Annotated in this window: 14 protein-coding genes; 10 read left to right on the forward strand and 4 right to left on the reverse strand. The window is 38.3% G+C overall.

The features are described from left to right. Positions 1–63 precede the first annotated feature (63 nt). From kynU to GJV03_RS12925, 5 genes are all read left to right on the forward strand, one after another. Positions 64–1,317: a kynureninase gene (kynU, locus tag GJV03_RS12905; RefSeq protein WP_105714277.1), complete on the forward strand. Its 1,254-nt coding sequence runs from the start codon at positions 64–66 to the stop codon at positions 1,315–1,317. Between the two features lie 46 nt (positions 1,318–1,363). Beyond that, positions 1,364–2,731: an amino acid permease gene (locus tag GJV03_RS12910; RefSeq protein ID WP_105714278.1), complete on the forward strand. Its 1,368-nt coding sequence runs from the start codon at positions 1,364–1,366 to the stop codon at positions 2,729–2,731. A gap of 470 nt (positions 2,732–3,201) precedes the next feature. Beyond that, on the forward strand, positions 3,202–4,473 hold the full coding sequence (locus GJV03_RS12915) for an MBL fold metallo-hydrolase (RefSeq protein ID WP_154130234.1): 1,272 nt from the start codon (positions 3,202–3,204) through the stop codon (positions 4,471–4,473). 454 nt (positions 4,474–4,927) lie between these two features. Beyond that, a complete protein-coding gene (locus GJV03_RS12920; RefSeq protein WP_154130235.1) occupies positions 4,928–6,082 on the forward strand; it encodes a porin in 1,155 nt (384 codons plus the stop codon). A gap of 620 nt (positions 6,083–6,702) precedes the next feature. Further along, complete coding sequence (locus GJV03_RS12925; RefSeq protein WP_151956979.1) at positions 6,703–7,689, forward strand: AraC family transcriptional regulator; 987 nt, start codon at positions 6,703–6,705, stop codon at positions 7,687–7,689. Between the two features lie 213 nt (positions 7,690–7,902). On the opposite strand, the gene GJV03_RS12930 is transcribed toward GJV03_RS12925, so the two are convergent. Then, positions 7,903–8,601, reverse strand: a complete 699-nt coding sequence (locus GJV03_RS12930; protein WP_154130246.1) for a DUF1826 domain-containing protein — start codon at positions 8,599–8,601, stop codon at positions 7,903–7,905. A 598-nt stretch (positions 8,602–9,199) separates the two neighbouring features. Here GJV03_RS12930 and GJV03_RS12935 point away from each other — a divergent pair. Genes GJV03_RS12935 through GJV03_RS12955 form a run of 5 tightly spaced genes read left to right on the forward strand, consistent with a single transcriptional unit; the run spans position 9,200 to position 14,112 of the window. Then, positions 9,200–10,447 carry a dienelactone hydrolase family protein gene (locus tag GJV03_RS12935; protein WP_004721631.1) on the forward strand — a complete coding sequence of 416 codons (1,248 nt, stop codon included), beginning with the start codon at positions 9,200–9,202 and terminating at the stop codon, positions 10,445–10,447. Positions 10,448–10,463: 16 nt separating this feature from the next. Then, entirely contained in the window at positions 10,464–11,255 is a 792-nt protein-coding gene (locus GJV03_RS12940; protein WP_154130236.1) for an SDR family oxidoreductase, read from the forward strand. A 55-nt stretch (positions 11,256–11,310) separates the two neighbouring features. Further along, positions 11,311–12,549: a styrene monooxygenase/indole monooxygenase family protein gene (locus tag GJV03_RS12945; protein ID WP_154130247.1), complete on the forward strand. Its 1,239-nt coding sequence runs from the start codon at positions 11,311–11,313 to the stop codon at positions 12,547–12,549. A 34-nt stretch (positions 12,550–12,583) separates the two neighbouring features. Beyond that, the gene (locus tag GJV03_RS12950) at positions 12,584–13,114 is read left to right on the forward strand and encodes a flavin reductase family protein (protein ID WP_035371150.1); all 531 of its coding nucleotides are present in this window, start codon (positions 12,584–12,586) and stop codon (positions 13,112–13,114) included. A gap of 50 nt (positions 13,115–13,164) precedes the next feature. Beyond that, the gene (locus GJV03_RS12955; protein ID WP_004721622.1) at positions 13,165–14,112 is read left to right on the forward strand and encodes a transporter; all 948 of its coding nucleotides are present in this window, start codon (positions 13,165–13,167) and stop codon (positions 14,110–14,112) included. Positions 14,113–14,227: 115 nt separating this feature from the next. Here the strand turns inward: GJV03_RS12955 and GJV03_RS12960 are convergent, their stop codons facing one another. The 3 genes from GJV03_RS12960 to antB form a co-directional block, all read right to left on the reverse strand. Beyond that, positions 14,228–15,286 carry an AraC family transcriptional regulator gene (locus GJV03_RS12960; protein WP_004721620.1) on the reverse strand — a complete coding sequence of 353 codons (1,059 nt, stop codon included), beginning with the start codon at positions 15,284–15,286 and terminating at the stop codon, positions 14,228–14,230. 580 nt (positions 15,287–15,866) lie between these two features. Then, positions 15,867–16,898 carry an anthranilate 1,2-dioxygenase electron transfer component AntC gene (gene antC / locus GJV03_RS12965; protein WP_004721619.1) on the reverse strand — a complete coding sequence of 344 codons (1,032 nt, stop codon included), beginning with the start codon at positions 16,896–16,898 and terminating at the stop codon, positions 15,867–15,869. Between the two features lie 11 nt (positions 16,899–16,909). Beyond that, on the reverse strand, positions 16,910–17,401 hold the full coding sequence (gene antB / locus GJV03_RS12970; protein WP_056515392.1) for an anthranilate 1,2-dioxygenase small subunit: 492 nt from the start codon (positions 17,399–17,401) through the stop codon (positions 16,910–16,912).

Below are 17,401 nucleotides of genomic sequence, written 5' to 3' on the forward strand. Positions count from 1 at the left end.
AAATCATATTTTCATCATGATAATATTTAACTAAATAAAGGACGATTTCCATAAGGAGAAAACATGATTACACGTGAACAATGTCAAGTTTGGGATAAAGAAGACCCACTAGCACAATTTAAAAACGAATTTTCACTTCCAACAAATGTTATTTATCTTGATGGTAATTCATTAGGTGCTCGACCCGCCAAATCATTAGATTTAGCACAACACGTTATTTCTCAAGAATGGGGCAATGACCTGATTAATAGCTGGAACACCGCAGATTGGTGGGGATTATCTACGCGTTTGGGAGATAAAGTTGCTGAATTAATTGGTGTAAATGCTGGTGAAACGGTTATTTCCGATTCAACGACATTAAACCTTTTTAAGGTCTTATCTTCAGCTGTGAAAATTCAAGCAGAAAAGGATGCTTCACGTAAAGTAATTATTGCTGAGAAGGATGCCTTTCCAACGGATATCTATATCATTGAAGGATTTTTGGATCTTATTCATCAAGGCTATCGTTTGGAATTAATTGAAAACGAAAATGACTTAGATGTACTCTTAAATCAAAACGATGTTGCTGTGGTGGTGCTTTCACATGTGAATTATCGTACTGGCTATTTGTATGACATGAACGAAATTAACCAAAAAATTCATGCTCAAGGTGCTTTGATTATTTGGGACCTTTGTCATTCTGTTGGTGCTGTTCCGATTGAATTAAATCAGACAGATAGTGATTTTGCAATTGGATGTACTTATAAATATTTAAATGGTGGCCCTGGCTCTCCAGCTTTACTTTGGGTTAATCCGAAGCATCACAATACGTTCTGGCAACCCTTATCTGGATGGTGGGGGCACAACAAACCTTTTGATATGGCTCAAAACTATGAACCAGCAGTAGGTATTCGTCGTTATTTATGTGGCACTCAAAGTATTATTTCAATGAGTCTCATTGAGTGTGGTTTAGATATTTTCCTCAATACCAGCATGGAGAAAATTCGAACAAAATCGCTAAAGCTGACAGATTTATTTATGGCTTTAGTCGAGCAAGAATGTACTGACTTTGGATTCGAAATGATTACCCCAGTTGTTCATAAACATCGTGGTAGTCATGTGAGTTATAAACATCAATTTGGTTATGAGATTATCCAAGCTTTAATTAAGCGCGGGGTAATAGGTGATTATCGAGAGCCTGAAGTATTGCGTTTTGGAATCACCCCTTTATATCTCGGTTTTGTTGATATTTGGGATGCTGTACAGCACCTAAAGCAAGTCATGATATTAGGTGAATGGGAGAACAGCGAATATCAAGTTCGCGGGCAAGTCACTTAATTTAAGTTGCTTTATAAACAAAAATACATTTACCCAGGAGGGGTTTATGAATAATTTTGATGAAATTCAAACTAGGGAATCGGGCCTACATAAAAAATTGACTGCAAAGCAAATGAGTATGATTGCCATTGGTGGTGCGATTGGTACTGGCTTATTTATGGGAAGTAAGTTTGCGATTAGTTATGCGGGTCCTGCAGTTATTGTCAGTTACGCTATTGGTGGATTAATCGCTTTTGCACTGATGGCATGTCTTGCAGAAATGACGGTTCAGCACCCGACCTCAGGATCTTTTGGAGCTTATGCAGAACACTATATTAGTCCATTAGCTGGGTTCTTAGTGCGTTATAGTTATTGGGCTTGTATGGTTCTTGCTGTTGGTACTGAAATTACCGCTGTCGCTGATTATATGAAAATGTGGTTTCCAGATGTTCATGCTTGGTTCTGGATCATGTTTTTCTCAGGGACTTTGCTCGCGGTTAATGCTTATAGTGTTAAAGCCTTTGGACTGGTTGAATATTGGTTCTCTACCATTAAGATTTTTGCCATTATTGTATTTATATTACTCGCAATTGGAATTCTCACGCAAAATACTGAGCAAAGCCATATCACGGCTCATTTAACTGATCATGGGGGATTTTTCCCAAATGGTTTTAGTGGGGTCTGGATTGGTGTCATTATTTCTATTTTTAGTTATCTTAGTATTGAAATGATTGCTGTGGCAGCAGGTGAAGCTGCTGATCCAGAAAAAGCGGTAAAATATGCGTTTAAGAGTACGGCTGTACGGTTGATTCTATTCTATTTACTGTCACTATTTTTAATTGTGACGCTAGTACCATGGACTGAATTGATTGGAAAAGATGCAACTAGTCCGTTTGTTACAGTCATGAGACTGGTCGGTATCCCATATGCGGACAGTATTTTAAACGCTATTGTTGTTGTGGCCGCACTTTCAGCGATGAACAGCATGCTCTACATTTCAACCCGTATGCTTTTTAGTTTATCACGTGCAGGAGATGCTCCAAAAATCTTTGGAAAAATCCGCAGCAATGGTGTGCCTATAAATGCATTAATGCTGTCTGCTATAGGGATTGGAGTTGCGAGTGTAGTTTATAGCATTAATCCAGAGTCAGCATTTCCTATCATGATTGCACTTTCCATGTTTGGTGCATTATTTACTTGGGGAAGTATTTTTGTAACACATATTTTTTTCCGAAAACATCTTGCAAGCCATCAAACGGTACTGAAATTTAAAATTCCAGCAAGTCGACTTATTTCTGTACTAGGTTTGGTCAGTATATTTAGCATTATGATTACAACTTGGTTTACCGACGAGTTTAAATCAACATTGCAGTTTGGTATTCCATTTTTAATGGTGTTATTAATAGTTTATTGGTTTAAAAAGAAAATTTCTTGAACGAATGGAATAATATTAAAACAATTCACTGTCTATTAAATCGTGGAATGGGTGATAAGGAATAGTCTTATAACAATGCAAGATAGCATGTTAAACATCAAGCAATTTATTGAGGTCTAATGACATTAAGCTTTTATATAGGTGAGTAGCATAATGTTAGCTAGACCCAGTGAATAGGATGGGATCTATAAAATAGAATATAATGAGTGATTTTTCATTATTATTTAAATTTTATTCAAAATATCGTTGTAATTAACCTAAAAATTAGAAAGATTGTTCAAAAATGATTGTTAAAATTATGATGAGTAAAATGTAAAACCTTAAGTGAAGGACTCTCTTTCTGGCTGAGATTAATAGAAAACTAACGCTATTAACTCAATAGTTTTGCTTTGAAAATACCGTAATGGATGAAATTACAGAAAATGATGTGCTGTGATTTTTAAAGACTGTTTTATATAAAGGGAATTAATATGAAAAATTTAAAAAAATATTTGTGTGTTGCTATTTCAACTTGTTTTATTGGCCAATTGAGTTTTGCAGCAGATGAACAAGCTTTTAATCGTACTGATACACAATCAAAGAGTTTAAAGAGTGCGACACCGAGTTATTTGCAGCGTCAAGCTAAACGAGTTAGAGCGACTCCACCGCCACGCGATGGTATGTATCTTGTTATGTTGGGGACTAGAGCAGGACCTTTCCCAAGTCTAAGGGCTGCGACATCAACAGCACTGGTTGTAGATGGTCAAGTCTATGTTATTGATGCAGGATCAGGTTTGGTACAACGCTTTTATGAAAGTGGTCTGAATTTTGGCGATGTGCGTGGGATTTTTATTACACACTTGCACTCTGATCATGTGGATGATCTCTATCCATTTGTGAATGTTAACTTCCCTAACTGGAAATATGGCAAACAAGAAATTGCATTGGTTGGACCAGATCGTGCTGACTCGAATGGTAAATTAGGTGATGATGCTGGATTTGGTCATTTACCAAATACTAAATTAATCCATGCTGAGGACCCAACGCCAGGCATTAAAGGATTAATGCAGCTGCATTTTGCTGCGAATGCTTATGATATGAATAATGCAATTCACACAGTACGTCGTGCAGATGATCATCCACGAGATTTAACAGGAACAAATGGTCAAGGGATGTTAAATATTATGGCATTACCTGCACCTAAAAATGCCAGTCCTAGCAATATGTCACCTGTGATGAATCCGATACAGGTCTATCAAGATGATTATGTAAAAGTGACAGCAGCATTGGCTCAGCATCCACTGGTATATCCAGCTTGGTCTTATCGCTTCGATACTAAATATGGATCGGTCACATTTAGTGGTGATACTGCTCCAAATGAAAATTTACTTCGTTTGGGTAAAAATACCGATATTTTGATTAATGAAGTGATGGATGTAAATGCAGCCGTAGCAGTGTTTGCAGGTACACCTTTAGAAAAAACCATGACGACACAGATTTTAGATGGTCATACAGCGATTATTTCAGGAACAGATCCTCGTAATCGTAAAGCAACCTTAGGTGTGGGTGCATTTGCTACGAAAATGGGGGCTAAGGGATTGGTATTGAACCATATTTGGCCCGATAATGAAAAAATTAATAGTGAATATCTACAAACAACAGCAGGGCGTGAGTTTAAAGGTCCTGTCCATGCGAGTGAGGATCTTGATGTAATTAATATTGCTGAATTTATCCAGAATCAAGGGAATACTCATAAAAAATAGTTTGATGACGATATGCAATCTAAAACCGAATTGGTTATCCATTTCGGTTTTTTTGAAGAGAATAAACCAAGAGAAATTTGGTTTTTAATAACACATAAAATCGATGAGATAATCCTAAGGTCGTATTAATATATTTTTCTAAAATTTCTAATAAATGTGATATTAGGTTTAACTAATATGAACATTAATAAGAGATTATTGAATAAATTATTAAAAAAACTATAGTAATATGAGTAATTATAAAATTTTGATACTTTGAGTATTTTGCCGTAAATGTGATCTTTAATATTATGGTTGTTGATGTTCTGAATTGAGTAAGTAAAAAGTTTAAACAATTTTAATCATAATTTTCATATTACATTGAAATACACGGATAATATTTAATTGTTATAAATTTCATCATGGTTAGAAAGGATAGTCTAACGATTTAAATCTGAATGACAAGGATGTAGAAATGTTAAAAAGAACATTAAAAATTGTGTGTTCCACATGGGTAATACTAAATGCAACAACAGTATCTGCTGAAGTTGAGCTGATCCACCAAGATCAAATTTTTTCTGATCAAGATAGTTTTACAGTTAAAACACATGGGAGCATGCGCTTACAAGCTTTAAACTTTGATCAATATAATGCGAACAATCAAAGTCAAAAATATCGTAGAAATGGTTATAGTGCTGCGAGCCGTATGTATTTAGATCTTGATTATAAATTGGATGAAAATACACATTTAATTGCAGGGTATCAAAATTATTTTAATTTACCAAAAATCTTCGATTGGGATGGTCATTATGCTAAGAATGATGAAGAGTTCACAACGATTCAAGCATATGTGGGTATGGAAAATTCTCAATATGGCACATTAAAGTTTGGCAAAATGTATAGTATTTACCATGATGTCGTTGGAGTAAAAACAGATCTTTGGGATTACGATATGCTAGGTCAAGTTTCTACGTGGAGTCCTTTTTCATTTCATGATGGTACATTAGTTTCAAGTAAAACATTACGTTATGAAAAGAAAAATCAATATGTTGATTTTTATGCAGCGTATTTATTTGGAGATGAAACCTCACTGAACAACTTCCACTATAAGTTGAAATCAGGTGAAGAGATCGCAACCGATGTTCATTTGAGCAAAAATTTACATTGGGGAACTTCTTATAAACATAATCAAGTCAGTTTATCTGATTCACAAGATAATCATGATCTATCTCAACATGTAATCGCTACAGCTTTATATTATTTTGATGGTCAATGGATGTGGGGAGTGGGAGCAGGATGGTATAAAAACCTAGTGCCGAATAATCTTGCGCGCAATCAGCCAGCACCTTATGGCGTAGAACATTATTTGGATACAGAAGCCTATGGTATTGAATACTATGCAGGATATAAGTTTAAAGTGCAAAATTATGGTATTCAATCGATACAACCTTATGTTATGGGTGATCATATTAAATATACTCAAGGTGAGGATTTTTCAAGACGCGATTTGGGAGTAGGTATGGCATTGCGCTTTAATTATGGTATTGGTTTTGACTATGAACGATTATATACCAGTGATAGTAAAGCAACGCCTGATCTGCATTTATTTAGACTTCGTTATCAATGGTAACCATCAGTAGTTTTCTTGCATAAGTTTTTTTAAAGCATAAATCTATATTAAACCTATCATTCTAGCCTTCTTCAAAGTGGAGAAGGCACTTTGAATAGCAGTATGATTTTCTTAACATGCTTATTTTTTGATTTATTCAATAGAGGTCGAATTATTTTAAATAATTTTGATTATTAGATGTAAGCTTTAATAAATAATGATAAGTATTGCAGGTTATATTGAGTATCGCTACAAGTTAAGGTGAATTAGAGTCAATAGCCTCATAATTTTTCATTATGTTGAAGATAGCTTAAATAAACAATATAGATGATGGGGATTCTGGTTTTTTGGGTATCTTAATATCTATGCTTATATTTTTAATCACAAGCTAAAGAAAATAATATTTTTTATGTTGTAGTCAGATTTTTAAACGCTGGAGAGCTTTTGCAAGGGGACTTATTTTAGTAATAATTTCATACTCAAATAGTATATAAGTTCTCAATTAAATTTGTTATAAAGAAAGATACAAAATTGATTTTCTACATTGTTTATGGATAAACAGAGCTTAATATTTTAAGTAAAGGAATTGGCACGTAATTTGCCCCTTAACAAGTATTGAGCGTTAGCTAGGTGAAAAGAATATGTTATCACTAAGCCAAGAGATGGATCTAAATCACTATTCCCGTCAGGCAGAATTTGCACACAGTTTAATGTCCTCAATATGTGGGGAGCATCACTTAGATACATGCGGTCGAAATGTATTAGATTTTCATTATGAAGGGATTCGATTACCCCACAAGCGTATGGCGATCGGTAAGATCAGCTATGGTGCAAATGTACTCATTAACACGTCTAATTTAAGGGCATATAGTATTAGCTTACCGATTCAAGGTAAGCAGACTTTAGCAATCAATGGCACCAATTATATTTCCAGTGCTGATAAAGGCCTAATTTTATCTAATGCAGATTTACAAGATTTAGCGATTGATAAAGATTGTAAAAAATATCAAGTGGTTATTCCTGAAAAAAGTATGCAGAAGGTGTTAGGCGAATTACTACGTCGGTCTGTTGAAGAGCCCGTGGTTTTCAATCCTGAAATGAGTTTGAAGATTGATCAGGGTATCGGGATGTGGTGGCAAAATATTGATCATTTTTTGTTGCTTCGATCTCAATACAAAAGTATGCAGGGCTTACAACTGTGGTCAGAGGATTATGAAAATTTCCTGATTAAAGCTTTATTACTCTCGCAAGAAAATAATTATTCGAGCTTGTTAAGAACCTTATCTGATCAACAAGCGCCAGAATACTTACGTAAGGTGTGCGACTATATTCAGAAGTATGCCCATGAAGAGATTCGTGCAGAAGATTTGCTAAGATTAGCTGGCGTATCAAAGTCTAAATTATATGCTGAATTTCAACAGTACTATGGAACAAGTCCTTTGACTTTTTTACGTAGATATCGTTTACAACAAGTTTATAAGACTTTAAGTACCTCTATGGATAAAAATATTTCCATTTCAAAATTAGCTTTTGATTGGGGATTTAATCACTTGGGCCGTTTTTCACATGAATATCGTGAAGAATTTGGAGAGAATCCAAGTGAAACCAAGAATCGAGTAAAAATATAATCTGTGAATATATTCGCGCTTTTAACCTGATTCTTTCAAAATTGGAAAGTGTTAATAAACCACTTTAGTCTCTTGCTTAAAGTGCGAGTCGTTGATTATTTAAAAATAGAATTACACAGCATTATTTACAAGTGCGTGTTTTGATCATTCTTTTTAGACTTGTCATATCAAGAGGCAATTTTTCTCTATTTATTCGCTGTATTGGGTCATGATCTAACAAATTAACAACAACCTATACTCGCCATCCTTTTCAACGGGCGCTCGATGAACGCAAGGTAAAACCTGTTGGGTTGGATGATCTACCGCTAAGCGCCAAAGATGTCCTGAGCCTAAATTTACAGGTTCTGAGTTGGGTTTTGGCTGGTAATGCAGATCAAAAAAATACTCTTGTAGAAAGGTTTCAAATTCCGTTTCAGGACCGTCATGTAATGCTTTAAGCTGTTCCCTGATTTCTGGGATCAAAATCTTTTGTTCCACTTGATCATTGGAGATGATGTCACTGGCAGCGCCATGATAGGTACATAAAAAAGTATCTGTTCCAATGGGTGAACGATCAACATGATACGAATATACATCTGTAGAAATGAAATCCAGATCTTGATCCCGTTCATAATTTTTAAGTAAATTCAGTGAAGGCGAAGCGCCGAAATCAGTTAATAGTTGTATATCGTTTAAGATGATGTTCCTTGCCAGAATACCTTTTTCTGAAAGTTGTAGTGCTAAAAGATCTTCAGTGGAAACTTCGGTAATATTTTCTTTTAATTCAAGTTTAGACACAATTTCTTTAAAATCACCCAGCAAATCTCTGTACCAACAAATGGCATTTATCTCGCCTTGAAATGTCGTATTTACAAGTTCAGAAAAAGTCGTTACTACACGAACTTGATTGTTGTCAGAAAATGCAGGGTGCATATTAGAATTTAATAAATCAGAAACCATGTCTAATATATTCACTCAGCTTGGTAGAATCAGCTTTATAGAAGTTGGGACGAATCGCACAGAAGCGTGCATTACATGTAGCGTTAGACATAGCTTACTGAACAACAGGGTATTGTTGCAATCTATTGCTAAGTGAGATGGACTTTAACAATGGCTTTTATTGAGAACTTTTGCAAAATTGCAGATTTACTTATTTAACTATGGCTTATTGATGTGGTGAGCAAAATCTTGTTTAAGATAATCTTGTTCAGAATAGTAGATGACAAGATATTTATAAAAAGTGGCAATCAGCTTCTATCATAAGTCCTTATTAAAACCATAATTCAACATAAAAGCCCTCTCATTCTCGCCTCAGCCCAAAGGTAATTTCAATATCAAAACGATTCGCTCAATATGCTCATTTTTTGATTTATGAAAAAGATCTAATGATTTCTAAAATAAATTTTATGCATTGAATTTTCATCTTTCACAGTATTCCGCACTGATTGGATAATCCTCGCAGATTTTGGACAGACGTTAAATACCTTTCACAGACATGATAACGCTAACGGTTAGGTCTGGAGTGGATGAAATGTCAGGTCAATATATTGAAGTAAAAACACAAACAGGGAAGTCATTTGCTGGGTATTTGGCAATTGCAGAAGGCGGAAAAGGGCCTGGAATTGTACTGTGTCAGGAAATTTTTGGTGTGAATGCAGCAATGCGTATCAAGGCTGATTTTTTGGCTGAGGAAGGCTATACCGTATTGGTTCCAGATTTATTCTGGCGTACTGCACCCCGCATTGAACTGGGTTATACCGAGCAAGATTTTCAAAAAGCCTTCGAGCTTTATCAACACTATGATGAAGATCAAGGTGTCGAAGATATTCAAGATAGCTTGAATTTTCTCAAAACTTTGGAGAGTTGCGATGCCACTGCAGGCTTAGGTGTCGTGGGATATTGTCTGGGTGGAAAACTGGCGTATCTGGCAGGTTGTCGTATTCCTGAAGTGGCCTGTGCAGTGGGGTATTACGGGGTAGGAATCGAGAAGACACTCGATGAACTTGAAAATGCCCAAGGGCGAGTAGTTTTACATATTGCTGAATTAGACAAGTTTACACCGCCAGAGGCACGCCAAAAGATTCTGGATGCTGCCGCCCAATATAGCAATGTTCAGGCTTATGTCTATGAGGGTGTAGATCATGCCTTTGCCCGACCAAACAGCGAACATTATCACAAACCCTCCGCACGTTTTGCTCATGAACGCAGTATTACCGCACTGCATCAAAGTATCGGACCAGTTTATGATTTGGTTGCACTTTGGGAAGCGCATATCCGTTATGAATTTGATACACGCGATGTACCAGCCACTATGGCAACCATGGTGGCGCAACCCTATGTCAATCATATTCCAACATTGACAGGTGGTGTGGGATATAGCCAACTTGCCCGCTTCTATCAATATCACTTCGTTCATCAAAATCCTAAAGATATGAAGATCACGTCGATCTCACGCACTGTCGGTTCAACACAGGTGGTGGATGAATTCATTATGAGTTTTACCCATGACAGTGAAATTGACTGGTTACTGCCGGGAGTCGCGCCAACAGGGAAGTATGTTGAGATTCCTATGCTGGGTGTGATTCAGTTCCGTGGCCCAAAACTCTGCCATGAACATATCTACTGGGATCAGGCATCCGTTCTGGTTCAAATTGGATTACTCAATCCTAAAGGGCTACCCGTTGCTGGTGTAGAAACTGCTCAAAAACTACTGGATGAAGATTTGCCATCCAATACCCTCATGCCGTCTTGGTCAAGCAGCGAAGGCAAATCGTTTTAACTATCAGGAGTGGAATATGGATATTCAATTGAATCAGAAAATCGCTGTGGTCAGTGGCGGTGCAACCCTGATTGGTCAGGCCGTGGTTCAAGCACTGGTCGATGCAGGTGCAAAAGTCATTATTCTGGATATTGACCAACAAGGACAGCAAGTGGCGGATGCCATGCACGGGCAGGCGCAATTTATTCAAACTGATTTAAGCAGTGATGTGGCGATTGTAAACGCAGTGAAAACAATTCACGACAGCTTTGGCAAAGTTGATTATTTGGTCAATCTGGCCTGTACCTATCTGGATGATGGCTTTAAATCCTCACGTGAAGACTGGCTACAAGCATTGAATATTAATCTGCTTTCAGCAGTCGAACTGACCCGTGCGTTTTATCAAGATTTAAAAACCAAGCATGGTGCGATTGTCAATTTCACCTCGATCTCCGCCAAATTTGCGCAAACAGGACGCTGGCTTTATCCCGTTTCAAAAGCAGCGATGCGACAACTCACCCAGTCCATGGCGATGGATTTTGCAGCAGATGGGGTACGAGTTAATTCAGTATCACCTGGTTGGACATGGTCACGGGTGATTGCCGAAGTCAGTGGCAATAACCGAAGCAAAGCTGATGCCATAGCAGCTGACTATCACTTGCTGGGACGTCTAGGTCATCCCGAAGAGGTAGCCAATGTGGTGCTGTTTTTACTCTCGCCAGCCGCAAGTTTTGTGACAGGCGCAGATTATGCCGTCGATGGTGGTTACTCCGTCATGGGGCCTGAAGGGAATCAACCAGCTATTCCACGTTTAGCCGATGAAGCGTGATAGCAAATCAAACATTTAAAACACTCAATGAATTAAAAAATATGGGAGAACCATGATGCGTCGTATAGCTATAGTAGGAGCGGGTCAATCTGGATTGCAGCTCGGTTTAGGATTATTAGATACAGGTTATGAGGTGACGATTGTCACCAACCGTACTGGTGATGAAATTCGTCAGGGCAAGGTCATGTCGAGTCAGTGTATGTTTCACACGGCCTTGCAAACAGAGCGTGATGTTGGACTTAATTTTTGGGAAGAGCAATGCCCAGCGGTTGAAGGGATTGGATTTACACTGGTCAACCCAGAAACAAAACAGCCTGCCTTTGCATGGAGTGCGCGATTGGAGCGTTATGCACAATCGGTAGATCAGCGCGTCAAGATGCCGTACTGGATGGAAATGTTTGAGCGTCGTGGTGGTCAGTTGATTATTCAAGATGTTGGAATAGAGGAACTGGAACAACTCACTGCTGAATATGAGCTGGTCTTACTGGCCGCAGGTAAGGGGGAAGTGGTTAAACAGTTCGAGCATGATGAAGCGCGTAGTTGTTTTGATAAGCCACAACGCGCGCTTGCTTTGACCTATGTGACAGGTATGAAGCAAATGTCGCCGTATTCTCGTGTGACTTTTAACGTGATTCCAGAAGTGGGTGAATATTTCTGTTTTCCTGCGCTTACAGTTACAGGTGCTTGTGAAATTATGGTGTTTGAAGGCATTCCCGGTGGGCCGATGGATTGCTGGCAAGATGCAAAAACACCAGAACAGCATTTGCAAATGAGTAAAGATATATTAAACAAATATGTGCCTTGGGAAGCAGCACGTTGTGAAAATATTGAATTAACCGATGCAGGTGGCTATCTGTCTGGACGTTTTCCACCGGGAGTGCGTAAACCGATATTAACCCTGCCATCTGGTCGTAAAGTTTTTGGTATGGCCGATGCATTAGTGGTGAACGACCCAATCACTGGGCAAGGTTCAAACAATGCCGCCAAGTGTAGCAAAATTTATTTCGATGCCATTTTAGCGCATGACAATCAAACATTTACAGATGAATGGATGCAACAGACATTTGAACGTTATTGGGCATATGCCGAAAAAGTCGTGGCTTGGACCAACAGTTTATTGTTGCCACCACAACCGCACATGATTGAGCTTTTGGCGGCGGCTGAGCAGAACCATGCCATTGCTTCGAGTATTGCCAATAATTTTGATAATCCACGCAATTTTGCTCCATGGTGGTTTGATCCAGAACAGGCGCAACGTTTTATCGAATCGAAAAGCTGTCAAAAAGTGGCTTAACAGGGAAGCAAAGTCAAAGGTGAATGGTATGAATATCAACACATCGCAGGAACTGGATTTAAAACCGATTGATACGGAAAATCCAAGAGAAATCCGCAACCTGTTAGGGCAGTTTGCTACGGGGGTTACGGTGATTACAACCCGTGGACGAGATGGACGAAAAATTGGGATGACAGCCAACTCGTTTTCTTCACTATCACTCGATCCGCCGCTGATTTTATGGAGTTTGTCAAAGACTGCACCAAGCTTATTGGATTTTACTGAGGCCGAATATTTTGCGATTCATATGCTGGCACAAGAACATCACTCACTTTCAGGGCATTTTGCCCGTGGTTCAGAGGATAAGTTTGCCAACATTGCACATCGTGAGTGTGAGCGCGGTTTACCGTTACTAGAAGATGTATTGGCAACATTGGTATGTAAAAACGTAAATCAATATGAAGGGGGGGATCATCTGATTTTTATTGGTCAGATTGAACATTATCAACATCGTATTGGTGAGCCTTTGGTGTTTCATGCGGGCAAGTATCGTATTGCTGCAGCGCATCCAGAACTGAGTATTTAACAGCAACAATCACGATCAATTTTGATCGTGATTTTTTTCGGGGATCGAAAATGAAAAATAATGTGATCAAAAGAGGTTTTCTTGCTGGAACAGTGGTCTTAACTGCGGTTGCAGCACAGGCATATGACTTGCCGACAGTGAATCTGGGCATGACCAGTTTTCTGGATGGTGGACTGCCTGCTGGGCCGGGGTGGTATTCTCAAACGTATCTGCAAAATTATGATTCGAACAAGTTAAAAGACAATCAAGCTCATCGGTTAGCTTTACCCAAGACCGACTTAAATTATCAAGTCATTGTTGAACAAGTTAGTTATCTGTCCGATGTGCGTGTAGGTGAACACGCATCGTTAGGATTGAATGTGCTGATTCCATTTGTCAGTAAAATGGATATGGATGATGGTTTAAATAATGCCGCGATTAAAGCCCAAGGGGGTTTTGGTGATCTGATGATTGGGCCATTTATCCAGTTTGACCCAGTCATGGGCAAAGATGGGCCCAAATTCGTACAACGTTTTGAATTTCAGGTTAATTTACCGACAGGGAAATATGATCAGAATAAAAATATTAATCCGGGCAATAATGCCGTCTCATTTGATCCATACTGGGCAGCAACTTATTGGTTTAATCCAAAGTGGACGGTTTCTACACGTCTGCACTATTTGTACAATTTTAAAAATGATGATCCAAATTATAGCTTCGGTCTTGCAGATGATATTCAGGCAGGGCAAGCGATCCATGCCAATTTTGCAACCGACTATGCGCTTACACCACAATTACGCTTAGGGATCAATGGTTACTGGCTCAAGCAAATTACTGACACGGAAGTAGAGGGTGAAAAATTAACAGGCACACGTGAACAAGTGTGGGCGATTGGACCGGGGGCGATGTATAGCTTTTCTAAACATGATCATATCGTGACAAATGCCTATTTTGAACAGGATGCAAAAAATCGTCCTGAAGGAACTCGTTTGCAATTACGCTATATTCATCACTTCTGATTTGAAACGCTATGGCAACATACTGACAGATATACTTGACCTATTTAGATACGTCTAAATAGGTTTTTTAATTATTTATAATGAATAAAATCTCTAACTAAATCTCATCGGTTGTTTAAGAATATGGCTTAAACCTAAGATCTTGCTGTTCAAGGGTGCTACGGCGTGTACAAGAGGGTAATTCACCATAACGACGTTTATATTCCTGAGAAAAACGTCCAAGATGACTAAAGCCCCATTTAAACGCGACATCTGTGACTGAGACATGCTCATTTTGTAGGAGTTCCATATGCGCTTGTTCAAAACGCAACTCTTTTAAATATGACATTGGAGTAGTGTTTAAAAAGCTTTTAAATCCTGCAAATAATGTACGTACGCTTACGCCTGCCTGTTCAGCCAATTGTTCAATGGTTAAATTTGCGTGTAGATTTTCACGCATATAGGCTTCGGTACGTTTGACAAAATAAGGTGAAATGGCTTTTTCTCTGTACTGATCGATTTGATGCAATAAGCTGTTGGCTTGGCCGTAAATCAGGGCATTAAATAGACTGGATTCAAACTGCTTAAATGCCATTGGGTGATGCAAAGGATGCTGTTCACAAGCAAGCGCATCCATCAATGTACGCATCAATTGGAAAAAATAAGCACCACCTTGGGTAGAAAGATCAAGCTTGGGTTCAAAAATAGGAGGGTGCTGCTGTGCGTCTGGAAGATGCTGGCGGCAGTGCTGTAAAAGGTCATCTTTATCAATTTTGAGAATCAGCTGTGGGGAGTTGGCATGCCAGCGCATTTTTAGCGATTGTTCGGGTGAAATTAGAGAGGCAACTTGCGGATAAGAAATAAATTTTTGTTGATTCATTTCAATTTCTGCATATCCCTGTGTTGGGATTTGAATCAGATAAAATTTTTCTAAATGGTCAGGTTCAATATAGACATCGGCACTGTATTCAAGACGACTGATGGATAATCGTCCTGCTTTAAGATGGTGCATGGATGAGTGAAAATCGTTTTGTTGTTGTACGATTTTTAATAGATGCGGTTTGAAGATTTGCCCAACACTTTTGCAGGTTTCGCCCAAGTCTTGATGCTGAAAGACTAAGTTTTGCGATGAAAAAATGGGGCATTGTTGTAAATGACGTCCATTGAATTCCATAGTAGGATCGACCTGACTCATAAATATTCCTTTTGGCTGGCTTGTTTATTACAGCTAATCTTTATGTCACATGATGACCTGATTAAAATGCACTAAACAATACTTAAAACTTTAAGTGGCTGGCAGTGATATAAAGAGTTAAGCAAAAAATAGACCAAGTAAAATACCTCGATACAACATATTTTTAGTCTAGTTTGGCGTGATCAAATCAATAAAAACGTTATGGTATTTTTAAAAAAATAAAGGATAGCGTTGATCATGCTTTGTACTCTTTATATGATCCTATTCCTTAAGATCTATCTCTATGTATAGCAAATCTGACTAAAATGATCAATTTATTTTTGGTTGTTTTTATTGGTTTAACTTATTGAATAATATAATTATATTAAAAATCCTCATATTATTGCAAATATCAGGATATCACAAAACTGAAATATTCAGGCCACGTAGAAAAAATATTCAAATTCCATCAATAAATCATTCTATGATCTCGCTATTTAATAAGTTTTGTTGCCCAATTAAGATTCGAATCATTTTGAGCTTAACCCTGCTGTGAGTTGGTGTCATATCTTAAGATATGACACGCATTTTGTTGTTAAAACTAAGTTCTAACCGTATTGCTCTGTAAGAATTTCTCACTGTAAATCGAACAATCTTCGATAGATTGCTCATCTAGCCAAGATTTAACGGCTTCGATCATCGGTGGCGGGCCACATAAGTACATATCAAAGCGCTGTTGTTGAAGTTGTTGTTTATCCAGATGTTGATGGATATAGCCTGATTTTCCTTGCCATAGTTCTGAGGCGCTTGAAATGATCGGATGATAACTAAAGTCTTTGATCTTTTCTGCATAGGCGATCAAACGCTTTTGTTCACATAGATCGGCTTCTGTATTGACACCATAATAGAGTTGTACTGAGGGTTGATTTGGTTGATCGGCAATATTATCGAGCATACCTAAAAAAGCCGATAAACCTGTACCACCTGCAATAAAGATCAGAGGGCGTTCAGCTTCACGTAGATAAAAACTACCTAAAGGCGCTTCCATCATCAGGCTTTGTCCAATCTGACAACGTTCTCTGAGATAATTACTCATTACACCATCTGGCAGCAGACGAATTAAAAACTGAAGTTGATTGTTGGCATTGGGACGATTGGCAAATGAATAAGAACGCCAATCGTCAGTCTCTGGAATTTGTAAACGTGCATATTGACCTGGTAAAAAATTCAGTTCCTTGTCAAAACTACTGGCATCCAGATGCAAGATCGCGGTGGTTTCTGAAACCAATTCAACAGCAGTAACCACCGTAGTGATTTTTAAAGCCTCACCCGCATTACAGATTTCGGAACTATGATCGAAATAAAAAGCGGCATTAGACTTAACCCGTGTCTGGCAAGCCAGCATTTTACGTTCAGCCAAATCACGTTCGCTTAATGCATCCTCATCAACATATTCTTGTTCATAAATACCCGTTTCACATTTCCCCTGACAGGTTCCACAAACACCTTCACGGCAATCGAGCGGGAGGTGGATTCCTTGACGAACCGCTGCGTCCAACAGCAATTCGTCTTCCTGTACTGCGATAAAAAATGTTCTACCATCGGCAAAGTTGAGTGCAACAGAATGACTCATTGTATTTCTCCTTAGACGTGATAGAAATCGAGAACCGAATCTATCTTGTCATTAAGCAATACGCTGTGTTGACGACGAATACGGAAACTATCTTCAGTTGGACGGAGCAAATAAGTGGCATGACCATAAAAGCATCCTTCAAGGCCCTGACGATTATAAAGCGTGCGCCAACTTACCTTTGCCTCAACCAAACCATCTTCTTGAGTCTTTACTTGTACATTGTGAATATTATGTTGAGTGCGCGGTAAAGGCGTTGCAGAAGCTGCTTTTCCAGTACGGATACGGAACACACGATCTTCAAGTCCTGAACGATCGGGGTAATAAATATAGGACAAGCCTTGATTGGGATCTTGAACGTAGTGATGGTCATCAATCCATTGCGGGATATGATATTCACTATCTTCATCATAGAGTTCAAGGTAAGCATCCCAATCATAGCGATCACACAGTTCCGCCTTTTTATAAAGGAATTGAGACACTGCAAAATGAAGTTCTAGAGACAT

This window comes from Acinetobacter sp. RIT698 (genome assembly GCF_009668065.1).
In the GTDB taxonomy this organism is placed as follows: Bacteria; Pseudomonadota; Gammaproteobacteria; order Pseudomonadales; family Moraxellaceae; genus Acinetobacter; species Acinetobacter guillouiae.

Coding starts and splice junctions, on each gene's coding strand:
- antB (WP_056515392.1), bottom strand. CDS start 17,401: ATGTCTCTAGAACTTCATTTTGCAGTGTCTCAATTCCTTTATAAAAAG.
- GJV03_RS12930 (WP_154130246.1), bottom strand. CDS start 8,601: ATGCACCCTGCATTTTCTGACAACAATCAAGTTCGTGTAGTAACGACT.
- antC (WP_004721619.1), bottom strand. CDS start 16,898: ATGAGTCATTCTGTTGCACTCAACTTTGCCGATGGTAGAACATTTTTT.
- GJV03_RS12925 (WP_151956979.1), top strand. CDS start 6,703: ATGTTATCACTAAGCCAAGAGATGGATCTAAATCACTATTCCCGTCAG.
- GJV03_RS12945 (WP_154130247.1), top strand. CDS start 11,311: ATGCGTCGTATAGCTATAGTAGGAGCGGGTCAATCTGGATTGCAGCTC.
- GJV03_RS12910 (WP_105714278.1), top strand. CDS start 1,364: ATGAATAATTTTGATGAAATTCAAACTAGGGAATCGGGCCTACATAAA.
- GJV03_RS12955 (WP_004721622.1), top strand. CDS start 13,165: ATGAAAAATAATGTGATCAAAAGAGGTTTTCTTGCTGGAACAGTGGTC.
- GJV03_RS12935 (WP_004721631.1), top strand. CDS start 9,200: ATGTCAGGTCAATATATTGAAGTAAAAACACAAACAGGGAAGTCATTT.
- GJV03_RS12940 (WP_154130236.1), top strand. CDS start 10,464: ATGGATATTCAATTGAATCAGAAAATCGCTGTGGTCAGTGGCGGTGCA.
- GJV03_RS12960 (WP_004721620.1), bottom strand. CDS start 15,286: ATGAGTCAGGTCGATCCTACTATGGAATTCAATGGACGTCATTTACAA.
- GJV03_RS12920 (WP_154130235.1), top strand. CDS start 4,928: ATGTTAAAAAGAACATTAAAAATTGTGTGTTCCACATGGGTAATACTA.
- GJV03_RS12915 (WP_154130234.1), top strand. CDS start 3,202: ATGAAAAATTTAAAAAAATATTTGTGTGTTGCTATTTCAACTTGTTTT.
- kynU (WP_105714277.1), top strand. CDS start 64: ATGATTACACGTGAACAATGTCAAGTTTGGGATAAAGAAGACCCACTA.